Annotated in this window: 30 protein-coding genes and 1 tRNA gene; 13 read left to right on the top strand and 18 right to left on the bottom strand. The window is 70.2% G+C overall.

The window, feature by feature from the left end; translation table 11 throughout:
* Window positions 1-33: 33 nt before the first annotated feature.
* Both AB0J76_RS03410 and AB0J76_RS03405 read right to left on the bottom strand, forming a co-directional pair.
* Window positions 34-840 carry a MauE/DoxX family redox-associated membrane protein gene (locus tag AB0J76_RS03410; RefSeq protein ID WP_352318112.1) on the bottom strand — a complete coding sequence of 269 codons (807 nt, stop codon included), beginning with the start codon at window positions 838-840 and terminating at the stop codon, window positions 34-36.
* Window positions 841-845: 5 nt separating this feature from the next.
* Window positions 846-1,793 (bottom strand): hypothetical protein, encoded by a 948-nt coding sequence (locus AB0J76_RS03405; protein ID WP_352318110.1) that lies wholly within the window; start codon window positions 1,791-1,793, stop codon window positions 846-848.
* A 215-nt stretch (window positions 1,794-2,008) separates the two neighbouring features.
* On the opposite strand from AB0J76_RS03405, the gene AB0J76_RS03400 reads away from it, so the two are divergent.
* Window positions 2,009-2,539 (top strand): SigE family RNA polymerase sigma factor, encoded by a 531-nt coding sequence (locus AB0J76_RS03400; RefSeq protein ID WP_352318108.1) that lies wholly within the window; start codon window positions 2,009-2,011, stop codon window positions 2,537-2,539.
* Window positions 2,540-2,612: 73 nt separating this feature from the next.
* On the opposite strand, the gene AB0J76_RS03395 is transcribed toward AB0J76_RS03400, so the two are convergent.
* Window positions 2,613-3,104, bottom strand: coding sequence for a MarR family transcriptional regulator (locus AB0J76_RS03395; protein ID WP_352318106.1), 492 nt, complete (start codon window positions 3,102-3,104; stop codon window positions 2,613-2,615).
* Window positions 3,105-3,198: 94 nt separating this feature from the next.
* Between AB0J76_RS03395 and AB0J76_RS03390 the strand changes: the two genes are divergently transcribed.
* Together AB0J76_RS03390 and AB0J76_RS03385 are read left to right on the top strand one after the other, a co-directional pair.
* Complete coding sequence (locus AB0J76_RS03390) at window positions 3,199-3,759, top strand: YceI family protein (RefSeq protein WP_352318104.1); 561 nt, start codon at window positions 3,199-3,201, stop codon at window positions 3,757-3,759.
* Window positions 3,760-3,923: 164 nt separating this feature from the next.
* Window positions 3,924-4,012, top strand: a tRNA-Ser gene (locus tag AB0J76_RS03385).
* 78 nt (window positions 4,013-4,090) lie between these two features.
* On the opposite strand, the gene AB0J76_RS03380 is transcribed toward AB0J76_RS03385, so the two are convergent.
* From AB0J76_RS03380 to AB0J76_RS03370, 3 genes are all read right to left on the bottom strand, one after another.
* Window positions 4,091-4,405 (bottom strand): tyrosine-type recombinase/integrase, encoded by a 315-nt coding sequence (locus tag AB0J76_RS03380; protein WP_352318102.1) that lies wholly within the window; start codon window positions 4,403-4,405, stop codon window positions 4,091-4,093.
* A 38-nt stretch (window positions 4,406-4,443) separates the two neighbouring features.
* Window positions 4,444-4,797: a DUF2809 domain-containing protein gene (locus AB0J76_RS03375; protein ID WP_352318100.1), complete on the bottom strand. Its 354-nt coding sequence runs from the start codon at window positions 4,795-4,797 to the stop codon at window positions 4,444-4,446.
* A 270-nt stretch (window positions 4,798-5,067) separates the two neighbouring features.
* Window positions 5,068-5,334 carry a hypothetical protein gene (locus AB0J76_RS03370; RefSeq protein WP_352318098.1) on the bottom strand — a complete coding sequence of 89 codons (267 nt, stop codon included), beginning with the start codon at window positions 5,332-5,334 and terminating at the stop codon, window positions 5,068-5,070.
* A 569-nt stretch (window positions 5,335-5,903) separates the two neighbouring features.
* On the opposite strand from AB0J76_RS03370, the gene AB0J76_RS03365 reads away from it, so the two are divergent.
* Window positions 5,904-6,602 carry a hypothetical protein gene (locus AB0J76_RS03365; RefSeq protein ID WP_352318096.1) on the top strand — a complete coding sequence of 233 codons (699 nt, stop codon included), beginning with the start codon at window positions 5,904-5,906 and terminating at the stop codon, window positions 6,600-6,602.
* Between the two features lie 84 nt (window positions 6,603-6,686).
* Here the strand turns inward: AB0J76_RS03365 and AB0J76_RS03360 are convergent, their stop codons facing one another.
* The 4 genes from AB0J76_RS03360 to AB0J76_RS03345 form a co-directional block, all read right to left on the bottom strand.
* The gene (locus tag AB0J76_RS03360) at window positions 6,687-7,265 is read right to left on the bottom strand and encodes a DoxX family protein (RefSeq protein ID WP_352318094.1); all 579 of its coding nucleotides are present in this window, start codon (window positions 7,263-7,265) and stop codon (window positions 6,687-6,689) included.
* 317 nt (window positions 7,266-7,582) lie between these two features.
* Window positions 7,583-7,951, bottom strand: coding sequence for a VOC family protein (locus AB0J76_RS03355; protein WP_352318092.1), 369 nt, complete (start codon window positions 7,949-7,951; stop codon window positions 7,583-7,585).
* Window positions 7,952-7,953: 2 nt separating this feature from the next.
* Window positions 7,954-8,331: a VOC family protein gene (locus AB0J76_RS03350; protein ID WP_352318091.1), complete on the bottom strand. Its 378-nt coding sequence runs from the start codon at window positions 8,329-8,331 to the stop codon at window positions 7,954-7,956.
* A gap of 217 nt (window positions 8,332-8,548) precedes the next feature.
* The gene (locus tag AB0J76_RS03345) at window positions 8,549-9,634 is read right to left on the bottom strand and encodes a S1 family peptidase (protein WP_352318089.1); all 1,086 of its coding nucleotides are present in this window, start codon (window positions 9,632-9,634) and stop codon (window positions 8,549-8,551) included.
* 185 nt (window positions 9,635-9,819) lie between these two features.
* On the opposite strand from AB0J76_RS03345, the gene AB0J76_RS03340 reads away from it, so the two are divergent.
* Window positions 9,820-10,350, top strand: coding sequence for a hypothetical protein (locus AB0J76_RS03340; RefSeq protein WP_352318087.1), 531 nt, complete (start codon window positions 9,820-9,822; stop codon window positions 10,348-10,350).
* Here the strand turns inward: AB0J76_RS03340 and AB0J76_RS03335 are convergent.
* Entirely contained in the window at window positions 10,307-11,464 is a 1,158-nt protein-coding gene (locus AB0J76_RS03335; RefSeq protein ID WP_352318085.1) for an MFS transporter, read from the bottom strand. The two genes, AB0J76_RS03340 and AB0J76_RS03335, sit on opposite strands and share 44 nt — an antisense overlap.
* A gap of 161 nt (window positions 11,465-11,625) precedes the next feature.
* The gene (locus tag AB0J76_RS03330) at window positions 11,626-11,964 is read right to left on the bottom strand and encodes a helix-turn-helix domain-containing protein (protein WP_352318083.1); all 339 of its coding nucleotides are present in this window, start codon (window positions 11,962-11,964) and stop codon (window positions 11,626-11,628) included.
* Window positions 11,965-12,043: 79 nt separating this feature from the next.
* Here AB0J76_RS03330 and AB0J76_RS03325 point away from each other — a divergent pair, with 79 nt between their 5' ends.
* Complete coding sequence (locus AB0J76_RS03325; protein ID WP_352318081.1) at window positions 12,044-12,622, top strand: NAD(P)H-dependent oxidoreductase; 579 nt, start codon at window positions 12,044-12,046, stop codon at window positions 12,620-12,622.
* A 15-nt stretch (window positions 12,623-12,637) separates the two neighbouring features.
* Entirely contained in the window at window positions 12,638-13,918 is a 1,281-nt protein-coding gene (locus AB0J76_RS03320) for a TIGR04013 family B12-binding domain/radical SAM domain-containing protein (RefSeq protein WP_352318079.1), read from the top strand.
* Window positions 13,919-14,003: 85 nt separating this feature from the next.
* Here AB0J76_RS03320 and AB0J76_RS03315 read toward each other — a convergent pair whose 3' ends face one another.
* Window positions 14,004-14,234 (bottom strand): hypothetical protein, encoded by a 231-nt coding sequence (locus AB0J76_RS03315; protein WP_352318077.1) that lies wholly within the window; start codon window positions 14,232-14,234, stop codon window positions 14,004-14,006.
* 44 nt (window positions 14,235-14,278) lie between these two features.
* Complete coding sequence (locus AB0J76_RS03310) at window positions 14,279-14,788, bottom strand: VOC family protein (protein WP_352318075.1); 510 nt, start codon at window positions 14,786-14,788, stop codon at window positions 14,279-14,281.
* Between the two features lie 64 nt (window positions 14,789-14,852).
* On the opposite strand from AB0J76_RS03310, the gene AB0J76_RS03305 reads away from it, so the two are divergent.
* The 6 genes from AB0J76_RS03305 to AB0J76_RS03280 all read left to right on the top strand — a co-directional run bounded on the left by AB0J76_RS03305 (window position 14,853) and on the right by AB0J76_RS03280 (window position 21,008).
* Window positions 14,853-15,302 (top strand): MarR family transcriptional regulator, encoded by a 450-nt coding sequence (locus AB0J76_RS03305; protein ID WP_352318073.1) that lies wholly within the window; start codon window positions 14,853-14,855, stop codon window positions 15,300-15,302.
* 129 nt (window positions 15,303-15,431) lie between these two features.
* Window positions 15,432-15,620 (top strand): hypothetical protein, encoded by a 189-nt coding sequence (locus AB0J76_RS03300; RefSeq protein WP_352318071.1) that lies wholly within the window; start codon window positions 15,432-15,434, stop codon window positions 15,618-15,620.
* Between the two features lie 85 nt (window positions 15,621-15,705).
* On the top strand, window positions 15,706-17,247 hold the full coding sequence (locus AB0J76_RS03295) for an FGGY family carbohydrate kinase (RefSeq protein WP_352318069.1): 1,542 nt from the start codon (window positions 15,706-15,708) through the stop codon (window positions 17,245-17,247).
* A 356-nt stretch (window positions 17,248-17,603) separates the two neighbouring features.
* Window positions 17,604-18,347 carry a DUF998 domain-containing protein gene (locus AB0J76_RS03290; protein ID WP_352318298.1) on the top strand — a complete coding sequence of 248 codons (744 nt, stop codon included), beginning with the start codon at window positions 17,604-17,606 and terminating at the stop codon, window positions 18,345-18,347.
* 55 nt (window positions 18,348-18,402) lie between these two features.
* The gene (locus AB0J76_RS03285; RefSeq protein ID WP_352318068.1) at window positions 18,403-20,637 is read left to right on the top strand and encodes a nitrate- and nitrite sensing domain-containing protein; all 2,235 of its coding nucleotides are present in this window, start codon (window positions 18,403-18,405) and stop codon (window positions 20,635-20,637) included.
* Window positions 20,634-21,008 carry a DUF742 domain-containing protein gene (locus AB0J76_RS03280; RefSeq protein ID WP_352318066.1) on the top strand — a complete coding sequence of 125 codons (375 nt, stop codon included), beginning with the start codon at window positions 20,634-20,636 and terminating at the stop codon, window positions 21,006-21,008. The genes AB0J76_RS03285 and AB0J76_RS03280 overlap by 4 nt, the downstream gene beginning before the upstream one ends.
* A 47-nt stretch (window positions 21,009-21,055) precedes the next feature.
* Here AB0J76_RS03280 and AB0J76_RS03275 read toward each other — a convergent pair whose 3' ends face one another.
* From AB0J76_RS03275 to AB0J76_RS03260, 4 genes are read right to left on the bottom strand one after another with little or no spacing between them, the layout of a single operon-like run.
* Entirely contained in the window at window positions 21,056-21,628 is a 573-nt protein-coding gene (locus AB0J76_RS03275; RefSeq protein WP_352318064.1) for an ATP/GTP-binding protein, read from the bottom strand.
* Window positions 21,609-21,971 (bottom strand): DUF742 domain-containing protein, encoded by a 363-nt coding sequence (locus AB0J76_RS03270; RefSeq protein ID WP_352318062.1) that lies wholly within the window; start codon window positions 21,969-21,971, stop codon window positions 21,609-21,611. The genes AB0J76_RS03275 and AB0J76_RS03270 overlap by 20 nt, the downstream gene beginning before the upstream one ends.
* A complete protein-coding gene (locus tag AB0J76_RS03265) occupies window positions 21,968-22,375 on the bottom strand; it encodes a roadblock/LC7 domain-containing protein (RefSeq protein ID WP_352318060.1) in 408 nt (135 codons plus the stop codon). Before AB0J76_RS03265 ends, AB0J76_RS03270 begins: the two co-directional genes overlap by 4 nt.
* Window positions 22,372-24,483, bottom strand: a complete 2,112-nt coding sequence (locus AB0J76_RS03260; protein WP_352318058.1) for a nitrate- and nitrite sensing domain-containing protein — start codon at window positions 24,481-24,483, stop codon at window positions 22,372-22,374. Before AB0J76_RS03260 ends, AB0J76_RS03265 begins: the two co-directional genes overlap by 4 nt.
* Between the last annotated feature and the right edge of the window lie 4 nt (window positions 24,484-24,487).

Raw genomic sequence — 24,487 nt, 5'->3', positions numbered from 1 at the left:
TGCCCGGATAGAGAAATCTAGGGCTCTCTAGCGTCACGCCGATACTGACGTATATTCCGGCAGAGAGTCGCTGTCGTCGCTGCTCACCACGGCCACGCGCACCGCCGGACGCCGTCCGCTCAGGTAGACCGCGAAGACCACGTCGTCGTGGTCGTGGCCGGTGAAGACGAAGAAGCGCCAGCACAGCTCGCGCCAGCTGTCGTACGGTTCGGGCGAGGCCAGCGCCTCCCGGTACGTCCGCCACGCGCCGCTCGACCTGAGCCTGGAGAGCATCACCTGCTCGGCGGGGCCGGGGCGCTGCTCGCAGGGGGCGCGGTACCGTACGCGGTCGACCAGCTCCTCGATCTCGGGGGAGAGCAGCGCGAGCACCGCCACCCCCGCGGCCGTGAACCAGGTCGGGTGGGTCATCGCCGCCCAGCCGGACGCCGGCGCGGCCACCGACAACGCCGACATCCCGGTCAGCACGACCGTCCGGCCGATCGAGCGCATGCCGACCGGCGCCGAGCTGACCTCGCCGAAGCAGCCGCAGCCCGCGTCCGGACGTCGCCTGCGCAGCTCGATCAGCACGTACGTGGACAGAGCGAAGAAGCAGACCGTCCCCCACCTGAAGATCGGCGCGGTGCCGGCCAGCAGCCCGACGGCGAGCACCAGCTCGCCCGCCGCGCAGACCAGCAGCGAGGGCGCCTGCATGCGGCCGGGCATGAGCACGGCCGGGCCCAGCCTGGACAGGGCGCCCGGCTCGCCGCCCCCGCGGACCGTCACCACCTTCGCGCCGGTGCCCATGACCAGCAGCACGATCAGAGTCGGCAGCTGCGATTCCAGCACGCCCGTCTCCAGCACGCCCGTCACCCCAATCCGATCTGAGCGTTGAAGCAGCCCTTGATCAACTCGCCGCCCAGCTCGACGAACGAGGCCGGCGACAACTCGGCGACGCGTCCGCGCGGCGAGGTCTCGCACTCGACGCAGCGGTCGCAGAACCGCCCGGCCAGGCATCCGCAGGCGACCACCGGCAGGTTGGCCGTGCGGCCGGCGCACGTGTTCCTGATCTGCAGCAGCGAGCCGATGGCGAGGTAGGGCAGGCCGGCGCAGGAGAGCCCGGCGTCGGGGCAGCCGGTGTCCACGCGCTCCAGCATCGGGTACGCCGCGCCGCGCTCCTCCTCGTCGAACGTGTCGGACCAGGTGGCCGTGCCGGAGATGCGCGCCTGCGCCCCGGCGTAGGCCGGCGGCGGAGCCGGGACGCTGCCCGACCGGTGAGCGGGCTGCGAAGTCGCCGGCAGCAGCGCCAGGGCGGAGCCGTCGCGCCTGATCCCGATGGCGTCGAACAGGTAACCCGGCTCGAACTTCGGATGCCGCACCTGCAGCCGTCCGGTGGCCGGGTAGGGGATGACGATCGTGCGGGGGCCGCGGTGGGGGCCGCAGTCGAGCTCGACCGTCAGCTCCCGGCGCCCCTCGATCGAGACGATCGTGCCGGTGAGGCGGGTGGTGTCGGCCCAGATGCGCTCGACCACCCGGCCTTCGCGCAACGTGCGCATGAGGACCATGGAGCCCACCGGGAGGTCGGCGGGCGCGATCTCCGCGCCGTGCCAGGCCGTGGCCCAGGGGGCGATCACCAGCCGCTCCTCGGCGCCTTCGGAGGTCTCGACGACGATGAGATGCGGGCTCACGTCAAGGATCTCGCCGGTGACGGCGCACAAAGGCGGGCCGCCGGCCGGGTCGGGGCCGGCGATGCCCGGGGCGCGGCCCAGCGCGGCGGCCGCGAGCAGTCTGCGGCGCTCGACGTTCGGATAGCCCATCCGCCCTCCCTCGTCAGGTACTAGGTTCACATGACTCCGGAGCGGCTCGTGCCGCGGCGAACAGATGGGAGCAAAATACGCATCCCCGGGGAAGGTAGTTGACACCCGCCTTCGAACAATCTGCCACCGACCTTGACTGACCTTTGTCTTCGTCGGGCCGAAACCTGAATTGTGGCTCAGTCGCAAAAGGGCATCAGGCTGCGATTCTGGCCACGATGCAGACCACCGGGTGGGAAGAGGAGTTCCGCGAGTACGTCATGGCCCGCGGTCCCGCGCTGCTGCGCGCCGCCCGTCAGCTCACCGGGCATCCGCTGGACGCGGAGGACCTGTTGCAGAGCGCCCTGGCCAAGACGTACCTGGCGTGGGGCAAGATCGAGGACCGGGGGGCGCTGGACGGGTACGTCCGCCGGGCGATGGTCAACATCAACATCTCGCAGTGGCGGCGGCGCAAACTGGAGGAGTACCCGTCGGACGAGCTGCCCGAGGTGCCCACGGCCGACCCGCCGGCCTGCGGAGAGGTGCACGAGCTGCTGGAACAGGCGCTGGAGGGGCTGCCCGAACGGATGCGGGCCGCGATCGTGCTGCGGTACTACGAGGACATGACCGAGCCGGAGATCGCCAGGACGCTCGGGATCAGCGTCGGCACGGTCAAGAGCACGGTGTCGCGGGCGATGGGCAAGCTGAGGAGCGCCTTGGGGATCTCCACGGAGGCGGGGGGCCCGGGGGTTCCGGAGACGTCCGCGTAGGATCGCTCCGAGCCCTCGGCTGGTTCTAGGCCCTCGGTTGTCTGGCTCCGAGCCCTTGGTCGGCTCAGAGCCCTCAGTTGAGCGACGGGGTGGTCTCCTCGGCGCCGGCGGTCGCGCAGGGGCGTACGACGTCTCTGATCTTGCGGAGCGTCTGCAGGAACGCGGCGAGCTCGTCGTGGCTCAGGAGGCCGGTGAAGGTGTCCTCGATGTCCTGAAGGTGCTGGGGCAGGACGCTCGCCAGCCGGTCGCGCCCCTCGTCCGTGAGCGCGGCGTAGGAGGCCCTGCGGTCGGTGGCGCACGCCTGCCTGGTCACCAGGCCCTCGCGTTCGAGCCGGTCGACGACCCTGGTCACGCCGCTCGTGGACAAGCCCGTCTGGGCGGCCAGGTCGGTCATCCGCAGTGCCTGCCGCGGTGATCGCGCCAGGCGGATGACGGTCTCGAAGTCGATGCCCGACAACCCCGCCGCACTGAAGACGGGCTGCATCCGGGCCGACAGGCCTGCGTGAACCTCGGCGAGCAGGCCCATCGCCGTCAGCCTGGGGTCATCGATGTGCTTCACGTCCATACCTTAACCGACGTTAGTTGACTTGCGGAATATTCCTCGTGTAGACATTTGTTGCCGCAGACATCCGCACAGCAACGTTCCCAAGGAGAACCCGATGAGCACCCGCACCTGGGAGTCCCTGACCATCCCCGCCGCCGGCACGTACAACCTCGACGTGGCCCACACCCGCATCGGGTTCGTGGTCAAGCACATGATGGTGAGCAAGGTCCGCGGCCGCTTCGGCGACTTCAGCGGCACCGTGACGATCGCGGAGAACCCGCTGGAGTCCACGGCCGAGCTGACGATCAAGACCGCCAGCATCGACACCGGCGTCGGCGACCGCGACGGCCACCTGCGCAGCGACGACTTCCTCGCCGTGGACAAGTTCCCCGAGATCACCTTCCGCAGCACCCGCGTGGTCGGCCACTCCGGCGACGAGTTCACCGTCGTAGGCGACCTGACCATCCGCGACGTCACCAAGGAAGTCGAGCTCACCGTCGAGTACGGCGGCGCCGGCACCAACCCCTGGGGCAACTCGGTCTGGGGCTTCTCCATCAACACCGAGTTCGACCGCGAGGAGTTCGGCCTGACCTGGAACCAGACCCTGGAGGCCGGCGGTGTGCTCGTGGGCAAGAAGGTCAAGATCGAGATCGAGGGCGAGGCGAACCCCGCCTGAGCTGGGTTATCCACACCCGGGAAGCCCGTCCTGACATGGGACGGGCTTCATCCACAGGTGGTTACCCACAGGCTGTTGATAACTCTTGGTGAAGGCGCGACGCGCAACCGCTTTGCCGCCTCGGCAGAAGGCCGGTACGCTGTGCTGAGCCGCGATGGCTTCCAGGAGGATTCGCCTAGTCAGGTCTATGGCGCCGCACTGCTAATGCGGTTTGGTGGCAACACCATCCGGGGTTCAAATCCCCGATCCTCCGCAGGTGAAAGGCCCTTCCCCGATCTTCGGGGGAGGGCCTTTTTCGATCTCTGCGGGGCTGTGGGTTGCAGTTGGCCCGTCAGCCCCAGAGGGCGGAGTCCATGCGGTCGCTGGCGTCCTTCATCTGGAGGGTGGCCACGTGGGTGTACCGCTCGGTGGTGGTCACCCGCGTGTGGCCGAGGATCTCTTGGACGACGCGGATGTGGACGCCCTGCTCTATCAACAGTGTTGCGGCGGTGTGCCGGACATCGTGAACGCGGACGTCCTGTACGCCGGGCCCGCTTGAGGATGGACTCCACGCGACGCGCCGGCTTGTCCTGAGATGCGGCGGTTCTGCTTTGCGACGGTTGGCCGCCGCGCGGACGAACCCGATGACCTCGCCGCTGTGGGGCATCCGTACGGTCGGCGTGCCGGTGGGGTGGCGTTCGAGAGTCAGCCGGGCTGATCATCGGCTCGGACCAATCGATGTTCCCAGGCCAGGGCTGCGACGACCCCGATGGCGTAGGCGACCAGGTCCCATGGGTCGGGGAACGCGCCGACCAGGACACCGCCGACGCCCGGCGGGGTTATGCCGGCTATTTGGTAGAACTCGACGGCGGCGGCGATCGCGGCCGTGGCCAGGGTGCGGCGTGCGGCAGTGGTGCGCCACAACAGCCCCAAGAACGCGTAGACCAGCATGGTGGCGCTGACGTCGCTCACGTAGCCGCGGATGAACGGTTGTCCCGGGCCCCGGTAGAAGAGGACGAACGCGCCGATGACGAGGGCGACGCCACCCAGAAGGACCATGGCGCGGCGCATGAGATTGACATCTTCTCCGAATCTCAACGATCAGGACGAACATGATCATAGAGTTCGTCGCCCGTGGCGGCATGCTCATTGCGTCAGGTCGGCGACCGCGGTGGGGTGCCATGGTGGCGATGCTGCCCATACGTTGAGCTGCGTCTGCTCTGGTGAAGCAAGATCGGCGTGCGTCTTTGCGAGCAGTACATCAGCGGAATCCGTCATGCAGCGCGCCAAGATGACGTACATCCGACCGCTGATCAACAGTCATCTACCTCAGATGGACCTGACCCAGGAGCGAGCCAGGTTCACCGGCATACCGAATTCGACTTGAGCAAGCCGGACTGCTTGTTCCTCATCCCCGCGGATCTTGAGCTGACGGACGCGTCCGGTGAGCTCCTCGGCTCTGAACCGGTCCGTGTATCGGAGTATGCGGCGCTGTCTGAAGACTCGGATCATGCCCACCGTCCACAAGGCGAGGCCGCAGATGAACAGTCCGGGGACAACGAAGCCGACAATTTCAGGGAGCGAGAGATCGGACACGAGATGATCATATGGTCATGGCCGCCGCCTCGTAGGCGCCGTCATTTGATCGCTATGGGTTGCAGTTTTGCGCCGTACCGTTCTGTTCCGCCAAGGCCGTCCAGCCGCATCGGCCCATATGAGACGGCCTGGGACCGAGCTGCTGATGCGATTTGGTGGCAGCACCATCCGGGGTTGCATCCCCGATCCGTCGCCAAATCAATGACCCTTCCCCCATCTTCAGGGGAGGGACTTTTCATCTCTGCGCGGCTGTCTCTGGGATCGCCGGCTCGGCAGCGTCGCCATTGCTGACTAATGCATGCCTCGATTGAACGAGCCCACCGCCAAGGCTTGGATGCATGCCGTCACGCGGTTGGGCGGTGCCGCTGCCGCCGCCATGGCCAATCAGGGGATGCGGGCGGGGGGCTGGCGACGTTCGGACGAGGAAGCTTCTGTCGATGGGGAGTACGAGGCTGTAGAGATGCGGCCGCGTCCAAGATGAATCGAAGGTCTGTGGGTTACGCATATGAATTTTCGGGTGCGAACCGCTGAAGGGCGCCTACGCGGTATGGCCCCTTCGGCACGAAGTCATGAGCGTGATGATCGCCTGCCTGCGGTGTGATCTCCAGGTCGCGATTGCCCCAAGTGAATACGCCTTCGGAGGCGGCACATCGGTGCCGGCGCAGCTGCTGGCAGTCCAGGCGTCTTTCGCACATACGTACGATCCCCTAATCTGTCGCGAACATGGAAGCCGGGCGATCGAACGAGAGGGACGCATGGGGGTCTTCTACGACTATTACCGGGCGGCGAACAGGCAGGCCGCTGCGGAGAATCCTGATGACCCACGTGCAGTCGAGAAGCCCATCCCGGGGGTGGCCACGTTCGACGCCGTGGAGGCCAAGTGGATCGACCCCTACGTGATTCTCGGCCAGCTGATAGCCCTTGCCAGAGACGTTCCGTACAGCTTGGACCTGGTGCGGCCGGTCACCGTCTATCCGCCGCCCGAGGGCGCTCCGGCGACGATGGAGGAGTGGGAGGCTCTGCCCGACGACTCTCCTTACAAAGAGGGGCCGGGAATCGAAGAGCTCTCTGCGGATGTGCGCGACACGCTGGCCGGCATCCCGGACAGCAGGGTGGACGAACTCGTCGAGCGATGGGAGCAGATCGAGGAGTTCGCCTACGTGCCACCGGGCGCTGGATACCTGCTGGAGATTCTTACCGGGCTGCGAGGTCTTGCTCAACGGGCGCAAGAGGAAGAGCAGATGATCTATTGCTGGATCTGCATCTAGTCTCTGCCGGTGCCGGGTTCGAGCCCACGGCGTCTTGTTCCCAGCGGTTTCGCGCCCGGCGCCCTCCGCCTGCCGGCGCAGTGATCAGAACTGGACGTTCGTCATCGTGTACCAGGTGGGAGCGAACGTCAGCACGGCCAGGGCGACCAGGACGGCGAGCGCGCCGAGTACGCCTCGGGTGGTGACGGGTGCGGGGGAGATGGGGCGCAGCTTCCATCGTCCGGCCGTGACGAAGGCCGCGACGGCACCCAGGAGGATGTTGGCGGGAACCAGTTCGTACTCGCCGCGCAGGATGTGGAAACCGGCCGCGAGGATCATCGTCAGCGTCAGGCCGGCGGCGGCGAGCGGCGTCAGCATCGGCTTGACCTTCGTCATCGCCGGCAGGATAAGGCCGATGCCGCCGAGCACCTCGACGATACCGATGAAGACGATCAGGGACTGCGGCACCGCCGCGTACCAGGCCACAGCTCGGGGCGCTGTCGCGAACAGGGCGTCGTCGTACAGCAGCACCTTGCCGAAGCCGCTGCCGGCGAAGAAGAAGCCCCACAACGCCTGGAGTGACCAGAGTGCGCCGTTGAGGGTGAACCTCATTCTGCGGGCCTTGGGCTGCTGCTGCTCGATGTCCGTGATGCTGAGGACGTTCTCGCTGACGTGGTGGCTCATGTCCGGTCACTGCCTTTTCTGATCGGATTCGCGGGGGACTCGCCGGTGCTTCGTGCCTTCGTCAGTACGTGGTGAGCGGTGCGTGCTGACGGGGCTTATCCGAACACGGAGGCGAGGTCGTGCGCATCGTCCGTGGGACAGGGTGGGACACGCGAGAGGCGGTCTGCCTGCGGAAACGTGAGTCATGCCGGGGCCGTGGGATGGGACGGTCCGGGGTGGGGCGGGCGCCGCAGGGGGGGAAGGTGTTCCTGCGGCGCCGAACCGCGGCCCGGCTTCTAGGCGTCAGTCCTGGAGGATCGCGGCCTGGCTTCCGGGCGTCAGTCCTGGAGGACTGAGAGGACGTTTCCTGACGGGTCGGTGAACCAGGCGATCAGGGGGCCGCCGCCGCGGAAGATGCCCTTTTCGTCGGTCTTCAGGTGGTCGTAGCGCTGGAAGTGCACGCCGCGGGCCGCCAGGGCGTCGACGGCCTGCTCGATGTCGTCGACCGGGAAGTTGAGGATGGTGAAGGTTGCGGGGACGTGGTCGGGTTTGGGGTAGACCAGGATGTCGGTGCCGCCGGCGATGTGCAGGGTGAGCAGGCCGTTCGACTCCGACACCTCCAGCCCGAGGGTGTCGCCGTAGAACGCCTTCGCGGCGGCCAGATCGTTGACGGAGAATCCGCTGAACGCCTTCGTCTTGCCGAACATCGTCACATCGCCTTCCGGTGTTCCTCGCTGAGCTGGATGATCTGGACATAGTTGCCGTCGGGGTCGATCGCCGTGGCGAACAGGCTGCCCTCGCGGTCTTCGAGCTCGGCCAGCCAGGACACGCCCGCCTCCTCCATCCGGGCGACGATCGCGCGCGCGTCGGGGACGTCGAAGTTGAGTATCACCCGTCCGGGCTCGGGATTCTTGTCCGCCACGTCGGCCCGGGTGTCGATGATCAGGTGGAAGTCGCCGAACGTCAGCACGCCGTAATGGGTGACGTCGGTGTCGGACTCGGGGTCGAGCACGGCGGCGTACCAGGCGCGTAGCCGGGCCGGGTCGGTGCTGGCCAGGAGCAGGCTGTTCAGGTTGGGGCGCGTCATCGGTGCCTCCCGGTGGTCGGTGCGGCGGAGGGGATCCGCTGTCGGGAGGGCAGACCGGGCCGGGCATGGGAACTCATCGGTGGCGCGCGAACGAATTTCCCGAAGGGAGCGCGCGAACGGATTTCCCGAAAAGAGCGCGCGAACGGATTTCCCGGAGGGAGCGCGCGAACGAGTTTCCCGAAGGTCCAGGGTGGCCCTGGAAGAGGGCGGGGCGGGGTCAGGCGGTGCGGAGGGTCAGGCCGTACGCGCTCAGGATCTCGTTGACCGGCTGGAAGTACGTCGTGCCGCCCGTGCTGCAGTTGCCGGAGCCGCCCGAGGTCACGCCCTGGGCCTGGCCGCCCGAGATGAACGGTCCGCCGGAGTCGCCGGGTTCGGCGCACACGTTGGTGCGGGTCAGGCCGTACACGGTGCCCTGGGCGTAGGTGATGGTGGCGTTGTGCTGCTGGACGGTGCCGCAGTGCCAGCCGGTGGTCGGGCCCCCACGGCAGACGGACGCGCCCACCGTCGCCTGGACCGAGCCGCGTACCGTCACCAGCGTCCCGCCTGGGCCGCGGACGTACGGCTGCGCGGTGTACCCCGGGGTGGCGACCCACGCGTAGTCGTTGCCCGGGAAGGACGAGCCCTGGACGGTGCCGGCCGGCGACTTGACCGGGTCGCCGGTGTGCCCGCAGTGTCCCGCGGTGACGAAGCCCGGCATGCTGCCCTTGGTGACCGAGAAGCCGATCGTGCAGCGCATCGAGCCGATGTAGAAGGGGTCGCCGCCGATGATGTCGGCGTACGTGCGGGGCAGCTCGGCGGCCGGCGCCACCACGACGGCCGCGCTGCGCGCCGCCCTCACCAGGGCCAGGGCCGGGGCCGGTCCGGACGGGGAGGGGACCTGGAGGACGACCCGGTTCGCGCGGACGTCGGCGTACCAGAGGGCGGGGCCGGTCCGGATGCGGCGGGCGGCCTGGTCCAGGCGGCGCACGACGGCGTCCAGCTCCGACAGCGAGTGCCGCACGACGACGGGGCGCGCCCCCCGGGCCGAGATCGCGGCGGTCCGATCGGGGTCGGTGGTGGCGACGACGAGGGCGGAGGCGTCCTCGGTCAGCCACGACCCGCCGTAGGAGTCGCCCAGCGAGGTGGCCAGTTCGGCCTCCAGGGCGGCGGCATGCCGCTCGTTCGCCAGCCGGGTGACCACTGCGGGCTCCGAGAGGCCGAGGTCGCGCGAGAGCGCCTCGATCACGGGGTCGGACGCCGCGTGGGCGGGGGTGGCCAGGCAGGCGGCCAGGAGGGTGACGCCTGCCACTGCACAGCGAAACATGCCGCCGCTCCTCGATGGGGGGTTCTGTCACGGTAACGGCTGACAGACAAATGAGGAGATACCAATCATTTCCTATTAAGGCGATATGCCCGTCCTTCCGGCCACCGGCCACAAATGGAGATTTTTCGTCCTAAAGTTGTAACTGGTGGTATGTCGGTATCGTATTGGGCCTGGAGGTGTTCTCTATGGGTAATGGTGTTCGTCATTTCGCCGGGGCCGTGCTGGGGGTGGCCGCGATCCCGTTGATCGCGGCCGGTCTTCTGTACGGACCCCGCGCGACCACGTCCGTCCCCGAGTCCGTCCCCGACTGGACGGCGACGGCGGCGCTGGCGGGAACCGCGCTCCTCATCGGAGTCCTGGCCGGTTCCCGGATTTCTCCGGTCGCCTCGCTGCTGCCCGGCCTGGCATTCACCGCCCTGGCCGGGGCGACGGTCGTGCGGGCCGCCACGGGAGGCGACCGGAGAATGGGATTCGACCTGGTTCCCACCGATTATCTGGACGCGTACACGGCATTGCTGAATACCTGGTCGTTGGTGGTCGGTGGCATTCTGCTGACCGCTTCGGTGTTCCCGTCCCGCTGGCGGGCGCGCCGGGGCGGGGCGCCGGCTCCGGAGAAGGAGGGGGAGGAGCCGCCGCCGCTGCCCAAGCGCGTCCCGTTCGCGTCGAAGAGGATCACATCGGCGCGACCCGCTCCCGGGCCAGCCACAGGGCGATGACCACGTACGGCAGGACCAGGAGGGCGAACGTCGTGCCGTGGGACAGGAACGGCGATCCCGCGCCGTAGGCCGTGTAGACGGCCAGGGTGACCACGTTCGTCCCGAGGCCGGCCACCGACGTCACGGTGGCCCGCTGATCGCCCGAGACGCGTTCCTGCAGCCGCGTGTCGGCCACCACGCCGGCCATCTGGAACGCCCCGAAGGCGCTGGCGACCAGCAGGAACCCGGCCGGATGCGGAACCAGCGCGCCCGCCGCCATGGCCAGCGCCGCCAGCGCCAGGACCAGCGCGAACGACCGCTCGCTCAGGCGGCGGGCGGGCCCCGCCAGCAGGCCGCCCGCCGCCGCCCCGACCCAGACGGCCAGGACGAGCAGCGGCACGGCCGTCCTGGGTGCGCCGGTCGCGGCGGCCAGGAAGGGCACGTACTCCTCCAGCGCGCCCCAGATCGCCGTCACGACGGAGATCAGGACGATCGCTTCGAGCACGTTCCGATCGGTACGGGCCTCGGTCACACCGGCCCGCAGAACCGCGAGATACCGCCCGTCCGAATCAGTGGAGGTAGCTCGGGCAGGACGCCGCTCGGGCAGGGTCAGCGCGGTGGCGGCGCACAACAGGCAGGCCGCCACGCTGGCCACCCCCACCGCCGGATAGCCGCCGACCGCGAAGACGGGCGTGGCGAGGGCGATCGCCGACGCGGCGGCGGCGATGCCGATCGAGTGCGCCCGGCCCATGACGGCGGCGTACCGGCCCTGCAGGCCCCGGCGTTCGAGCTCCTCGTACGCGAGCGCCTCGAAGGCGCCCGAGACGAGCGCGCCCTCGGCCCCCCACAACACGAAGCCCAGCGCGAAGGCCCAGTAGGACGGGAACAGCACCCACAGCGCGAAGCCGGCGCCGGCCAGCAGCGGACCCAGGAACAACAACAGCCTGCGGGACACCGCGTCGGCCCAGGCGCCGGAGGGGATCTCCAGCACCATGCCGGTCACGGACCAGATGACGAACAGCGAGGACGTCTCGGCCACCGAGAGCCCGGAATCGGTGAACAGCAGCGTGTACACCGGGTAGAGCAGGACGAACTCGCCGAGGAACGTGTAGACGTAAAGCTTGGGGACGAACATGCGGCCCTCTCGGAAGGGGCGGACAGGGACTCCGTCTGGTGCTCGGCACCTCGGAGGCCCGCGCGCGCTCCTGCCGCGTCGGCCGCTGGTGGTTCATCAATGTCGCCAGTGCATGCCCGGAGTCTAACCCCGGCCCGCCTCCCCGCGCTCGCCCGTACGCGCTAGGCGGATCTGGCCGGTTCCTCGGGCAGCGTGATCCACTTGTGCGCCCAGGTGACCAGTTCGTCGAGCACCGGGCGCAGCTCCTGGCCCATCTCCGTCAGGTGGTATTCGACCCGCACCGGCGACGTGGCCAGCACCCGCCGCTCGACGAGCCCGGCCGTCTCCAGCTCGCGCAGCCGGCGGGCCAGCATCGTGTCGTTGATGCCGGGGATGGCCGCCTTGAGATCGGCGTAACGATGGGCGCCCTTGAAGATCATGTGGATCACGGCTCCCGACCACCGGGCGCCGATCAGTTCGAGGGCGACGTGGAACCGGACGCAGACGGAATGGGGGCTCACGGGGATGATCCTAGCATTTGCTAAGAAATGTTTAGTTACTCAATAATGTTGAGGTGTCAACTATCTGAGGAGGAACCCCATGGACAAGCCGGTCCTGCAGATCATCGTCGCCAGCACCCGTCCCGGCCGCGCCGGGCGCGAGGTCGCCGAGTGGTTCAGGAGCCGGGCCGTCGCCTCCGGCCACTTCGACGTCGAGCTGGTCGACCTCGCCGAGGTGGGCCTGCCGTTCCTCGACGAGCCGAACCACCCCAAGCTCAAGCAGTACGTGAACGCCCACACCAAGGAGTGGAGCGCCACCGTCGACCGGGGCGACGCCTTCGTGTTCGTGACCCCCGAGTACAACCACAGCTTCACGGCCGTGCTGAAGAACGCCTTGGACTACCTGCACCACGAGTGGCAGCACAAGGCGGCGGGGTTCGTCAGCTACGGCGGGATCTCCGGCGGCACCCGGGCGGTGAACGGCCTGCGCCAGGTCGTCAGCACGCTGAAGATGATCCCCGTGGTCGAGGCCGTCAACATCCCCTTCTACCAGCAGTTCATCGCCGAGGACGGCAGCGTGGCGGCCAACGACGTCATGATCGCCGCCGCCGACGCCATGCTCGCCGAGCTGGCCAAGCTCACCGGCGCGCTGCGTCCCATGCGGCTGGCCTCCGCCTGAGCTACGCTGCCGGTCGTGGCGCTGGCAGTGGATGTGGTGGTCCGTTACCGCAAGGCCGTGACGTACGGCGTGCACGCGGTGCTCGCCGCCCTGGAGACCTCGGGCGTGGAGCACCGGCAGCTGCTGGGCGTCACCCCGGAGGAGACGGCGGCCCACATCGCGGCGAGCCGGGCCGACCGGGTGCTCGTGCTCTGGTCGTTCTACTCGCCCGACGCCGAGGCCATGGCCGCCGAGCTGGCCGCCGTCAGGTCGCTCAGCGACGGCCGGGGGCTGCACATCGCCGGCGGCGTGCACGCCACCGCCGAGCCGCAGCAGGTCATCGACGCCGGCTGGGACCTGGCCGCGATCGGCGAGGGCGAGTCCACGATCATCGCCCTGGTCGAGGCGCTGCGGCGGGACGAGCCGCTGACGACCGTGCCCGGCCTCGCGGTCAAGGACGGCGACGGCGTCGCGCTCAGGACACGCCCGGCCCCGCAGCTCCCGCTCGACGCGTTCCCGTCGTTCCTGGGGCGTAAGGGGCCGATCGAGATCACCCGGGGGTGCCGGTACACCTGCCGGTTCTGCCAGACGCCGTTCATGTTCGGTGGCCAGTTCCGCCACCGGTCGGTGGCCAGCGTGCGCGAGCACGTCAGGGGCATGGTCGAACAGGGGCTGCGGGACGTGCGGTTCATCACGCCGACCTCGCTCTCCTACGGCTCGCCGGGCCCCGACCCCGATCTCGGCGCGGTGGAGGAACTGCTGGCGGGGGTCAAGGAGGAGCTGCCGCCGCACGGCCGGGTGTTCTTCGGCAGCTTCCCCTCCGAGGTGCGCCCTGAGCACGTCACGCCCGAGGCCATGCGGCTGCTCAAGCGGTACGTCGCCAACGACAACCTGATCATCGGCGCCCAGTCGGGGTCCGACCGGGTGCTGGCCGCCTCGGGCCGCGGGCACGGCACCTCGCCCGTGCGCGACGCCGTCCGGATCGCCGTCGAGCACGGCTTCAGGCCGAACGTCGACTTCATCTTCGGCATGCCGGGGGAGTCGGAGGAGGACCAGCGCCAGTCGCTCGTGCTGGCCGGCGACCTGGCCGAGCTGGGCGCCCGCATCCACACGCACACGTTCATGCCGCTGCCCGGCACGCCCTGGCGGGACGCCGAGCCCGCGTTCATCCCGCTCACGACCATGCGGCAGCTCGACCGGCTGGCCCAGCGCGGCGACGCGTACGGCCACTGGCGCCGGCAGGCCGAGCACTCGGCCCGGCTGGCCGAGACGGCCAAGGCCTACCCCCGCCGCACCCGCCGCCGCAGAACCGACTGACGGCCACGAGCCGCTACGCGCCAGAACGGGCCGGTCAGCGCCGGTCAGGGCCGGTCAGGTGCTGGTCAGGGCTGGTCAGGGCTGGTCAGTCGTCGTCGGTGAGCCGTTCCAGCGCGCGGTTGATGGAGTCGCCGAGCGGCCGCAGCACCTCGGAGAGCGCCTCGGCCAGCGGCCTGAGGATCTCCGTCGCCTCGTCCAGCAGGTCGGGCGACTTGTGCTCGGGAGGCGCCCAGCGCATGGCGTCCGCGCTCAGCGTCTCCCATTCGTCCACGACGCCGTCGATGGCGTCGAGGACGTGATCCGGATCGTTTGGCATGACCCTCTCCGGAACAAATCGGTCGGATACCTGCCACGGTACCTTCAGGCCGGGATCGACACCCCTACCCCGCCCCGCGTCTGAGCGCCGTACCGCTCCTTGTCGGCGGCCAGGTCGAGCGGGCGGATGGCGGACCTGGCGGCCAGGGTCTCGTCCGTGATCAGCGAGGCCGGCACGAGCCAGGAGACCTCGAACTCCAGCCCGTCGGGGTCCTTGGCGTACAGCGCCTTGGTCGTCCCGTGGTCGGAGGCGCCGACGAGGGAGCCGAGCTCGCCCAGGGTGACCGCGATGCGCTCCAGCTCGTCGAGCGTGTCGACCTCCCACGCCAGGTGGTAGAGCCCGACGGCGGTGCGTCCGGCGGGCGAGGGGCCGGCGCCCGCGCCGATCTCGAACAGCCCGAGGTCGTGGTCGTTGCTGGAGCCGGGGGCCTGGAGGAACGCGGCGCCGCGCATGCCCATGACCACCTCGAATCCGAGCGCCTCCCGGTAGAAGGCCACGCTGCGCTCCACGTCACGGACGTAGAGGACCGCGTGGTTGAGCCTGTGGACCGGCATGGTCGTCCCCTTTCACCTGTTTCTCCCGGGTCAGAGTATATGAGAGTTCAACTAAAATGAGAGGGTGACCCGATGGCTGGATCCGGACGAGCAGCAGACCTGGCGTGACTTCCTGGCCGCCGGCCAGCTCATCAACGAGGCGCTGGACCGGCAGCTCCAGCGCGAGGCGGGCATGCCGCACACGTACTACATGATCCTGGTGGCCTTGTCGGAGGCGCCGGGCCGGTCGATGCGCATGAGCGAGCTGGCCGCCAGGGCCCAGAGCTCCCAGAGCCGCCTGTCGCACGCCGTCGCCCGCCTGGAGGAGCGCGGCTGGGTGCGCCGTGAGCGCTGCCCGGCCGACGGCAGGGGCAACCTCGCCGTCCTGACGGACGAGGGGTTCGCCACGCTGACCGCCGCCGCCCCCGGCCACGTGGAGGAGGTGCGCAGGAGCCTGTTCGACGTCCTCACCCCCGAGCAGGTCCGCGAGCTCGGCGCGATCTGCTCGGCCGTGCGGGGCACGCTGGAACGGTAGAACGCCCGGCCGTGCGGGACGCGCGGGAACGACTGGTCGCGGGCCGTGCGGGACACGCTGGAGCGGTAGCGAGCGAACTGTCGTGGCCAGGCCGTAGCCTCTCCCGGTAGCCGAACGAGGGGATTGCCGATGCACGACACCGAAGAGGCACTGTTCCGGACGGTCCACGGCATCGCCGGGCTGATGGCGGGCCAGCCCGTGCCCGTCGTCATGGAGGCGTTGCTGCGCCACCTGCCCAAGGCTCCAGGTCTCGAGGTGACGGAGATCCGCAAGATCGCGGAGGAGATCAGCGTCGGCCGCGACCCCTCGGGGTTGTGAATCATCCGAATTGCCCCTGAACGTCGCTCCCGAGCGGGGATACCATCTCAACCATCTCGCGCGGGAGCACGCATAAGGAGTTCGGGTGACGCTGGTCGCTGGGGTTGATTCCTCCACGCAGAGCTGCAAGGTCGTCATTCGCGAGGCCGAGACGGGCGCGCTGGTCAGACAGGGCCGCGCCGCCCATCCGGCCGGCACCGAGATCCACCCCTCCCACTGGTGGACCGCGCTGCTGCGGGCCGTCGAGGAGGCCGGCGGGCTCGCCGACGTCGCCGCCGTCAGCGTGGCCGGACAGCAGCACGGCATGGTCTGCCTCGACGAGTCCGGCGAGGTCGTGCGCGACGCCCTGCTGTGGAACGACACCCGCTCCGCCCGGGCCGCCGCCGACCTGGTGGCGGAGCTGGGCGGGCTTGGGGCCTGGGCCGACGCGGTCGGTTCGGTGCCCGTCGCCGCGTTCACCGTGGCCAAGCTGCGGTGGCTGGCCGAGCACGAGCCGGACAACGCCCGCCGCACGGCGGCGGTCTGCCTGCCGCACGACTGGCTGACCTGGCGGCTGGCGGGCGCGCTCGCCCTGGCCAACGGCTCCGGTCCGGGCAGGGGCTCCGGTTCGGGCAAGGGCTCCGGTTCGGGCAAGGGCTCGGGTCCGGGCGGCGGCTCCGGTTCGGGCAAGGGCTCGTGTCCGGGCGGCTCCGGCGCCGGTTTCGATCTCGCGGCCTGGCACGACGCGCCCCCGCCCCCGCTCGACCTGCTCACCACCGACCGGGGCGACGCCTCGGGCACCGGCTACTGGTCCCCGGCGACCGGCGCCTACCGCACCGACCTGCTCAAGGCGGCCTTCGGCGCCGTCCCGCTGCTGCCCCGGGTGCTGGGGCCCGCCGACCGCGCGGGCGACCCGGCGTCTGCGGGGCCGCTGCTCGCGCCGGGCACCGGCGACAACATGGCGGCCGCCCTCGGCGTCGGGGCCGGGCCGGGTGACGTCGTGGTCTCGCTCGGCACGTCCGGCACGGTGTTCGCGGTCGCGGAGACGCCCAGCGCCGACCCCACCGGCGCGGTCGCCGGGTTCGCCGACGCCACCGGCCGTTTCCTGCCGCTGGTGTGCACGCTGAACGCCGCCCGGGTCCTCGACGCGGCCGCCGGGCTGGCCGGGGTCGGCCTCGACGAGCTGAGCGACCTCGCGCTCCGGGCCCCGGCGGGGGCCGGCGGGCTGACGCTGGTGCCGTACCTGGAGGGCGAGCGCACCCCCAACCGGCCCACCGCGACCGGCTCGATCCTCGGGCTCACGCTGGCCACCTCGACCCCGGCCCACCTGGCCCGCGCGGCCGTCGAGGGCATGTTGTGCGGCCTCGCCGACGCCCTCGACGCGCTCGGCACCCGTCCGGAGCGGGTGCTGCTGATCGGCGGCGCGGCGCGCTCGGAGGCCGTACGCCGCGTCGCGCCGACCGTCTTCGGCGTGCCGATCGCGGTGCCGCCGCCCGGCGAGTACGTCGCCGACGGCGCCGCCCGCCAGGCCGCCGCCCTCCTCACGACCCCCGACTGGCGAACCGAGGACACCGAGACCTACGACGCCCCGGCCGTCCCGGAGATCCGCGCCCGCTACGCCAGGGCCACGTCCCACGTGCTCGACTGAGGGCTGTGGTATCGGGCGAAAAAGCCTCGCAGTTGACAATTCCTTAGAAGTCCGGATGCGTGTCGGACGTACTGATCGCGGCCGTGCGAAGCGATGCTGCGAACAGCGTGACATCCGGAACCGCAGGATGTCTTTCCTGCGAGAGGGGAACCGGCGATGAGACGGGCATCGCATCGGGTGACAGCGGCACCCCCTTCGGCTGGTTGCCCATCGGCGGGACCCTCGCCGGACGGGGGAGCGCCGTCCACCTCCGGGGGCCGGGGAGGGGGACTCAGGGGTGGACTCAGGGACGGCTCGGGGGTGCCACCGGATGTGGCGGCACGCCTGGGGGCGCGAGAGTTGGGCACATGACCGCAGTGCCGAACAGCAGAGTGAGAGTCGCGAGAGCGCCCTGGAGCGTGAATCTGAGGGCCCTCCTGACCCCGACGAGGCTCTACCCCCTGATCGCCTGTGCATCGATCGTGTTCTCGGTGGTCGCGATCCTGGTCGGCCACTTCGGGCCCGACCCCTACCTCGACCCCATGAACGTGACCATCAGCGAGTACGCCGTGACCGACCGCGGGGGCGTCACGGAGGTCGCGATGGCGGTGCTCGGGGTCGGCTCGCTCACGCTGCTGGCCGCCCTGCGGAGGATGGGGGCGCCGATCCGGGGGCTGCCGGAGAAGTTGCTCATGGTGTGGTCGGCGGCGCTGATCGTGGTGGCGGTCATCCCGACCGTCCCGCTCGGTCTCGATCTCGACCTCGCGGCCCAGATCCACCGGTACGTGTCGATCGCGGCGTTCGTGAGCCTTCCGGCCGCCGGGGCCCTGCTGGTGCCCAGGCTGACCGCGAACGCCCACTGGAAGCCCGTCGCGCGGGCCGTGGAGTGGGTGGCGCTGGCGGGCGGGTTCGGGCTGCTGGCGATCACGTACGTGGCCCTGCCGGGGGAGCGGGTCATGATCGGCCTGGTCGAGCGGCTGCTGCTGGGCGCCGAGGTGTCGTTGCTGGGCCTGCTGGCGGCGTGGGCGCTGTGGCTGACGTGGTCGCCGGTCCGCGCCCCGAAGCACCCAGTAGACGCAAATTTCCCGACATATCACAGATTTATCGCTAGTCGATCTTAATCTCGTCTGTTTCGATGCTATTCTCTCCGCGATCTTCTATGCGGGAGCAGGTGTCATGGCATCGGGCAGATCCATCCGATTCAAGATCTCGACGCTGCTCGTCATCCCCTTGATCTCCCTGATCGCGCTCTGGGGCTTCGCCGCGAGCACGACCACGGGTGAGGCGCTGAACCTCTTCAAGGTCGACGCCATCTGGTCGGGAGTGATCAACAACGCCGACGGCCTGGTCTCCAGCCTTCAGGTCGAACGCCTGGCCTCCGCCGAACGCCTCGCCGGCACGGCGACCGAGCCCGGAGCCCTGACCAAGGCCCGCGCCAAGGTGGACGCCGCCAGGAAGACCCTGCGCGAGCAGGCCCTGTCGGAGGACTCCCAGTCGGCGATGACCGACGACATGAAGAAGCAGTTCCAGGTCGTCCTGGACACCGTCGACCGGCTGCCGGAGGTCAGGCGCAAGGTCGACGAGCGCAGGATCACCCCCGGCAACCTGGTCACCGAGTACGCCAAGGTCTCCGACGAGGTCCACCTGCTGTACTCCCGGCTGACCGTCAGCACCGACCTCGAACTGTCCCTCCAGGCCCACGGCCTGATCGCGGCCGACGAGGTGCGCGAGCTGCTCAGCCGCGAGAACGCCCTGATGGTCGGCTCGAACGGCCGTCCCTCGATGCACGACGTGCACCTGCTGGCCGGCATCGACGGCACCCGCACGTTCCTGTTCCCGAAGGCGCTGGCCAACCTCGACACCGAGCTGCGGGCGCCGTTCGAGAAGCTGTTCTACTCCTCCAGGTACATCACCATGGAGAGCCTCCTGCGGAGCTACGTCGCCGGCCAGCCGGCCGACATGGACCTCTGGCGCGGCATCGCCGACCAGGTGCTCAAGGAGTACAGCGAGGCCGTCTGGGACACCGGGGACAAGCTGCTCGGCCGGATGCAGCCGGCCGGCGTGGTCATCGTGGTCAGGGCCGCGATCGCGGGCGCGCTGGGGCTCATCGCGGTGGCCTTCTCGATCTTCATCTCCGTCCGGGTGGGCCGCAGGATCACCAGGGAGCTGGCCACCCTCCGCCGTACGGCGCTGGACCTGGCCGAGGTCAGGCTGCCCGACGTGGTGACGAAGCTGCGTACCGGCGAACGGGTGGACATCGAGGCCGAAGCGCCGCCGATCAAGGTCGGCGGCAACGCCACCAGCGAGGTCGCCGACCTCGCCGCGGCCTTCGACAGCGTGCAGAGCACCGCCGTGGACGCCGCCGTCGAGCAGGCCAGGCTGCGCGAGGGCGTGGCCGAGGCGCTGCGGAACCTGGCCAGGCGCAGCCAGTCGCTGCTGCAGCGCCAGCTCAGGATGCTGGACGAGATGCAGCGCCAGACCGAGGAGCCCGAGGCCCTGGAGCGCCTGTTCCGGCTCGACCACCTGACCACCCGCATGCGCCGCCACGCCGAGGGCCTGGTGCTGCTCTCGGGCGGCACGGCGGGCCGCAGGTGGCGCGGCGTCATCCCGGTCGAGGACGTGCTGAGCGGCGCCGCCGCCCAGGTCGAGGAGTACACCCGGGTCCGGGTCTACCCGATGCCCGAGTGCGGCGTGTCCGGCTCGGCCGTGGCCGACCTCATGCACCTGTTCGCCGAGCTGATCGAGAACGCGACGTCGTTCTCCTCGCCCGCCAACGAGGTCTCGGTGCGCGGCGAGATGGTCGGCAGGGGCTTCGCGGTCGAGATCGAGGACCGCGGCCTCGGCATGGACGAGGAGACCCGCAAGGCCATCAACGACCGCCTGGCCAGCCCGCCCGAGTTCGACCCGGCGCAGACCGAGCGGCTGGGGTTCGCGGTGGTCGGCATGCTGGCCGCCCGGCACGGCATCAAGGTGACGCTGAAGCTGTCCCCGTACGGCGGCACGACCGCCATCGTGCTCGTGCCGGGATCGCTGGTCGAGCCCATGGCGACGCCGGTGCGGCCGATGGAGTTCGAGCCCGTGTCCGTCTCCGTCCTCCGGTCCGAGCGGCCGGCCGACGCGGGGGAGGCGACCGGGCCGGGCGAGCTGCCGCGCCGGGTGCGCACGAGCAAGCGCGCGGGGCCCGCGCCGGGCGAGGGGCAGGACCTGCCCCGCCGCGACCGGCAGACGGGCCTGCCGCAGCGGCAGCGGCTCAGGCAGGCGCCCCTGGCCGCGCCGACGCCACCGGCGCCCATGACGCCCGTGGCCGACGAGCGTTCTCCTGAGGAGACCAGGGCGCTGCTCTCCTCACTCCAGTCCGGATGGCAGCGGGGGCGGCAGGAAAGCGACCAGGATGGGGGTTCCCGAGCGTGAGCGGCGAGCACGAGTGGGTTGACGAGGAGGCCGGGCCCGTCGTCCGGCCGTACGCCGTGGCGCGGGGGCGCACCAGGCCCTCGTCCCCGGCCCTCGATCTGCTGGCGACCGTCGTCTCGACGGGACGGCCCGCGCCGGCCAAGGCCGAGCTGAGCGGCCAGCACCGGCGGCTGATGAGCTGCCTGACCGGTCACTCCAGGCCCGTCGCCGAGGTCGCCTCGGAGCTCGGGCTGCCCGTGGGCGTGGTCCGGGTGCTGCTCGGCGACCTGCTGGAGTACGACCTGATCGACGTGCGCCCGCCGCGCGACAAGACCGCCACCCCGACCGAGAGCCTGCTCCGCGAGGTGATCAACGGGCTGCGCGCGCTCTAGCCCGGCGGCGGGCCGTGCCCGCCCGGGTTCGCGGCGGGCCGCGCGTCCTAGTTGGCGGCGGTGAGCGTCCGCAGGGAGTGCTCGACCAGGGTGATCATCACTTCCTTGGCCGAGGCCCTGCGCCGCACGTCGCACAGCATCACCGGGACGTCGTCGTCGAGGTCGAGCGCGATGCGCACGTCGTCCACGCTGTGCTGGGAGGCGCCGTCGAAGCAGTTGACGGCCACCACGAACGGGGTGCCGCGCTGCTCGAAGTAGTCCACCGACGGGAAGCAGTCGGTCAGCCGCCGGGTGTCGGCGATCACGACCGCGCCCAGCGCGCCGTAGGACAGCTCGTCCCACATGAACCAGAACCGTTCCTGGCCGGGGGTGCCGAACAGGTAGACGACCAGTCCGTCGCGGATCGTGATGCGGCCGAAGTCCATCGCCACGGTGGTGGTCGTCTTGGCCTCCACGCCGTCGAGGTCGTCGACCCCGATCCCGCGGTCGGAGAGCACCTCTTCCGTGCGCAGCGGCTTGATCTCGCTGATCGACCCGACCAGGGTGGTCTTGCCGACGCCGAACCCGCCCGCGATGAGGATCTTCAGCGCGACGGGGTCCTCAGAGAGCACGGAGTCCATTGATCACTTCCTTGAGAATGCGCTCATTCGAACGCGACCCCGTTGCCGAGGGCGACGTCACCGAGATGAGGCCGTGGTCACGCATGTCGCCGAGCAGCACCCGGACGACGCCTACGGGCAGGTCGAGCTCGACGGCCAGGTCGGCCACCGAGATCGGGCTCCGCGCCGCCCGCAGGATGAGCTGCTGTTCCGGCCCGAGGTCGGCCGCCTGGTCGGCGAGCGCGCGCACGGACGCGACGAGGTCGAAGGCGTCTCCCGACGAGCGCGTCCGGCCTCGGATGAGGGCGAAGGGCCGGACGACCGGCCCGGCCTCCTCGTCGTACCAGCGGGGGGCGTCGGTCATGCCGTTCCCGCGCGCGGGTTGGTGGTGATGTGCTGGCCCACCCGCTTGACCAGCATCGCCATCTCGTACGCGATGTGCCCGACGTCGACGTTCGCCTCGGCGATCACGGCCAGGCAGGTGCCCTGGCCGGCCGCGGTGACGAACAGGAACGCGCTCTCCATCTCCACGATGGTCTGGCGCACGTCGCCGCCGCCGAAATGGCGCCCGGTGCCGCGGGCCAGGCTCTGGAAGCCCGCGGCCACGGCCGACAGGTGCTCGGCGTCCTCGCGGGTCAATCCCTTGGAGTAACCGACGGCCAGGCCGTCGGTGGAAAGGATGACCGCCTGGCGGACGGCGGCGACCCTGCCTGCCAGGTCGTCGAGCAGCCAGTTCAGCTCACCGGTGTTGGTGGTTTGCGCAGTCATGCGTCCCCCTTGCTCATGGGCTCCTCCTCGGAGGCTTCTTCTCGGGCACGTTGGGTTCCCCGCTGGAACGCGGAGAACAGATCGCGTACCTCGTCGGGAGAGCGTTCGGCCTGCGGCTCCGGCTCCGGCGGTTCTTCCTTGAGCTGCGGCGCCAGGTTCGCCTGGCGCACGCGCCTGGGCAGTCCGGCGTGGGTGCCCGAGGTGACCACCGCGAGTGCCTTCTTCGTCCGGCTCGGCAGCTCCGCCGGCCGGCCGTCGTCGTCGCCGGAGGTCAGCGCGGCCTGGTCGGCGACCAGCGAGCGCGGCACGAGCACGATGGCCGCGGTGCCGCCGTAGGGCGAGCGGCGGAGCTGGACCTTGACGCCGTGGCGTTCGGCCAGCCTGGCCACCACGAACAGGCCCAGCCGGTCGCTGTCGGCCAGGTCGAACTCGGGCGGCGCGGCCAGCAGCTTGTTGATCGCGGCGTATTCGACGGCCGACAGGCCGAGCCCCTTGTCCTCGATCTCGATCGCGTAGCCGTTGCTGACCACGTCGCCGCGGATCTGGACCACGGTGTCCGGCGGTGAGTAGATGGTGGCGTTCTCGATCAGCTCGGCCACGAGGTGCGTGAGGTCGGCCGCGGCCCCGCCGTCGAACGCGCTGACCGGCATGGCCTCGACGTTGACCCTCGTGTAGTCCTCGACCTCGGCGACCGCGGCCCGGACGATGTCGATCACGGGCACCGGCCGGCGCCAGGCCCGTGCCGGGGGCGCGCCCGAGAGGATCATCAGGCTCTCGGCGTGCCGCCGCATCCGGGTGGTCAGGTGGTCGAGGCGGAAGAGCTCCTCCAGCCGGTCGGGGTCGTGCGTGCGGCGCTGCATGCCGTCGAGCAGCCCGAGCTGCCGGTGCAGCAGGCCCTGCTTGCGCCTGGCGAGGTTGAGGAAGACCTGCCCGACCCCGCGGCGCAGCGCGGCCTGGCCGACGGCCGCCGTCACCGCCGTGCGCTGCACGGACGCGAAGGCCCGGCCGACGTCGGTGATCTCCGCCGATCCGCTCACCCTGATGGCCCTGGCCTCCTTCCGCACGTCAACGTCCTCGCCCTTGCGCAGCCTGTCCACGACGTCGGGCAGGCGCACCTCCGCCAGCTCGATCGCGGCGGTGCGCAGCCCGTACAGCTCGCCCGCCAGGCGGCGACCGAAGCGTACAGAGATGATGATCGACGCGAGCACGGCTATCAACCCGAGGCCGCCCGCGACGGCGATCTCGACGACCGTGCCGGTCGCGGCCCGCGAGGTCCGGCCGGCCAGCGTCCTGGCCGCGGCGGCGCTGTCGCGGTCCAGTTCGGTGGTGAGCCGGTCCACCGCGCTCTTCCACGCCTCGGCATCGGCGGGCGGTGCGCCGGTCTTGACGACCCTGGACTCCAGTGCGGAGAAGGTCAGGAACGGCTGGGACGCGAACACCTGCTCGAACGGCCTGCGCAGCGGCACGTCGAGCCCGGCCAGCCCGCGGGCGTGCAGGAACTTCCTGGAGGCCGCGTACTCGGTGAAGGCGGCCCGCTCGGGCTCGGTCAGCCGCTTGTCCACCAGCGCGCCGACGATGAGGGCGTGCTCCCTGGCGATGTACTCCCGGGCGCTGCCCATGGCGTGCAGGGAGGTGGCCTGCTGGAAGACGGTCAGGTCGGAGACGGAGATCAGGTGGTCGTAGAGGGCGAAGACGGCGTCGAGCACCTGGTTGTAGGCGTCCACGCCGGCCAGGCGGGAGCTGATGCCGCCGTCGATGTCGGCGCGGATGGCGCCGAGCCGGTCGAGGTGGGCGGTCAGGGCGTCGAGCGGCGTCCGCAGGTCGTCGCCGACCGCGTCGCCCGCCTCGGTGACGGCGTGCCGGAAGTCGGCCGCCGCCTTGTCCGTACGGGCCCGCTGCGCGCCCAGGACCTCGGTGAGTTCACGGGTGGTGAGCGCCTCGGCGGAGCGCACCCGTTCGGACTGGAGCTGTACGCCCAGGTCGGTGGAGGTGACGCCGAGTGTTTCGTAGAGCGTGTCGGCCCGGAGGAGTGACTGTGCGTCGCCCATGGTCAGGTTGAGGACGAAACCCCACAGCGCGCTGAGAGACAGGAGGGGTAGCAGCAGCAATAAA

It is taken from the genome of Nonomuraea sp. NPDC049624, from assembly GCF_040675255.1.
Taxonomy (GTDB): Bacteria; Actinomycetota; Actinomycetes; order Streptosporangiales; family Streptosporangiaceae; genus Nonomuraea.
This window is presented reverse-complemented; position numbering and strand designations above follow the sequence as displayed.

What these genes read in the sequence shown, in the direction of transcription:
- AB0J76_RS03270 (WP_352318062.1), bottom strand. Translation starts at nt 21,971, where the DNA reads ATGACCGACGCCCCCCGCTGGTACGACGAGGAGGCCGGGCCGGTCGTC.
- AB0J76_RS03300 (WP_352318071.1), top strand. Translation starts at nt 15,432, where the DNA reads ATGCACGACACCGAAGAGGCACTGTTCCGGACGGTCCACGGCATCGCC.
- AB0J76_RS03375 (WP_352318100.1), bottom strand. Translation starts at nt 4,797, where the DNA reads ATGGTCCTTCTGGGTGGCGTCGCCCTCGTCATCGGCGCGTTCGTCCTC.
- AB0J76_RS03325 (WP_352318081.1), top strand. Translation starts at nt 12,044, where the DNA reads ATGGACAAGCCGGTCCTGCAGATCATCGTCGCCAGCACCCGTCCCGGC.
- AB0J76_RS03400 (WP_352318108.1), top strand. Translation starts at nt 2,009, where the DNA reads ATGCAGACCACCGGGTGGGAAGAGGAGTTCCGCGAGTACGTCATGGCC.
- AB0J76_RS03380 (WP_352318102.1), bottom strand. Translation starts at nt 4,405, where the DNA reads ATGCCCCACAGCGGCGAGGTCATCGGGTTCGTCCGCGCGGCGGCCAAC.
- AB0J76_RS03285 (WP_352318068.1), top strand. Translation starts at nt 18,403, where the DNA reads ATGGCATCGGGCAGATCCATCCGATTCAAGATCTCGACGCTGCTCGTC.
- AB0J76_RS03350 (WP_352318091.1), bottom strand. Translation starts at nt 8,331, where the DNA reads ATGACGCGCCCCAACCTGAACAGCCTGCTCCTGGCCAGCACCGACCCG.
- AB0J76_RS03405 (WP_352318110.1), bottom strand. Translation starts at nt 1,793, where the DNA reads ATGGGCTATCCGAACGTCGAGCGCCGCAGACTGCTCGCGGCCGCCGCG.
- AB0J76_RS03265 (WP_352318060.1), bottom strand. Translation starts at nt 22,375, where the DNA reads ATGACTGCGCAAACCACCAACACCGGTGAGCTGAACTGGCTGCTCGAC.
- AB0J76_RS03275 (WP_352318064.1), bottom strand. Translation starts at nt 21,628, where the DNA reads ATGGACTCCGTGCTCTCTGAGGACCCCGTCGCGCTGAAGATCCTCATC.
- AB0J76_RS03360 (WP_352318094.1), bottom strand. Translation starts at nt 7,265, where the DNA reads ATGAGCCACCACGTCAGCGAGAACGTCCTCAGCATCACGGACATCGAG.
- AB0J76_RS03355 (WP_352318092.1), bottom strand. Translation starts at nt 7,951, where the DNA reads ATGTTCGGCAAGACGAAGGCGTTCAGCGGATTCTCCGTCAACGATCTG.
- AB0J76_RS03365 (WP_352318096.1), top strand. Translation starts at nt 5,904, where the DNA reads ATGAGCGTGATGATCGCCTGCCTGCGGTGTGATCTCCAGGTCGCGATT.
- AB0J76_RS03340 (WP_352318087.1), top strand. Translation starts at nt 9,820, where the DNA reads ATGGGTAATGGTGTTCGTCATTTCGCCGGGGCCGTGCTGGGGGTGGCC.
- AB0J76_RS03335 (WP_352318085.1), bottom strand. Translation starts at nt 11,464, where the DNA reads ATGTTCGTCCCCAAGCTTTACGTCTACACGTTCCTCGGCGAGTTCGTC.
- AB0J76_RS03315 (WP_352318077.1), bottom strand. Translation starts at nt 14,234, where the DNA reads ATGCCAAACGATCCGGATCACGTCCTCGACGCCATCGACGGCGTCGTG.
- AB0J76_RS03395 (WP_352318106.1), bottom strand. Translation starts at nt 3,104, where the DNA reads ATGGACGTGAAGCACATCGATGACCCCAGGCTGACGGCGATGGGCCTG.
- AB0J76_RS03345 (WP_352318089.1), bottom strand. Translation starts at nt 9,634, where the DNA reads ATGTTTCGCTGTGCAGTGGCAGGCGTCACCCTCCTGGCCGCCTGCCTG.
- AB0J76_RS03310 (WP_352318075.1), bottom strand. Translation starts at nt 14,788, where the DNA reads ATGCCGGTCCACAGGCTCAACCACGCGGTCCTCTACGTCCGTGACGTG.
- AB0J76_RS03390 (WP_352318104.1), top strand. Translation starts at nt 3,199, where the DNA reads ATGAGCACCCGCACCTGGGAGTCCCTGACCATCCCCGCCGCCGGCACG.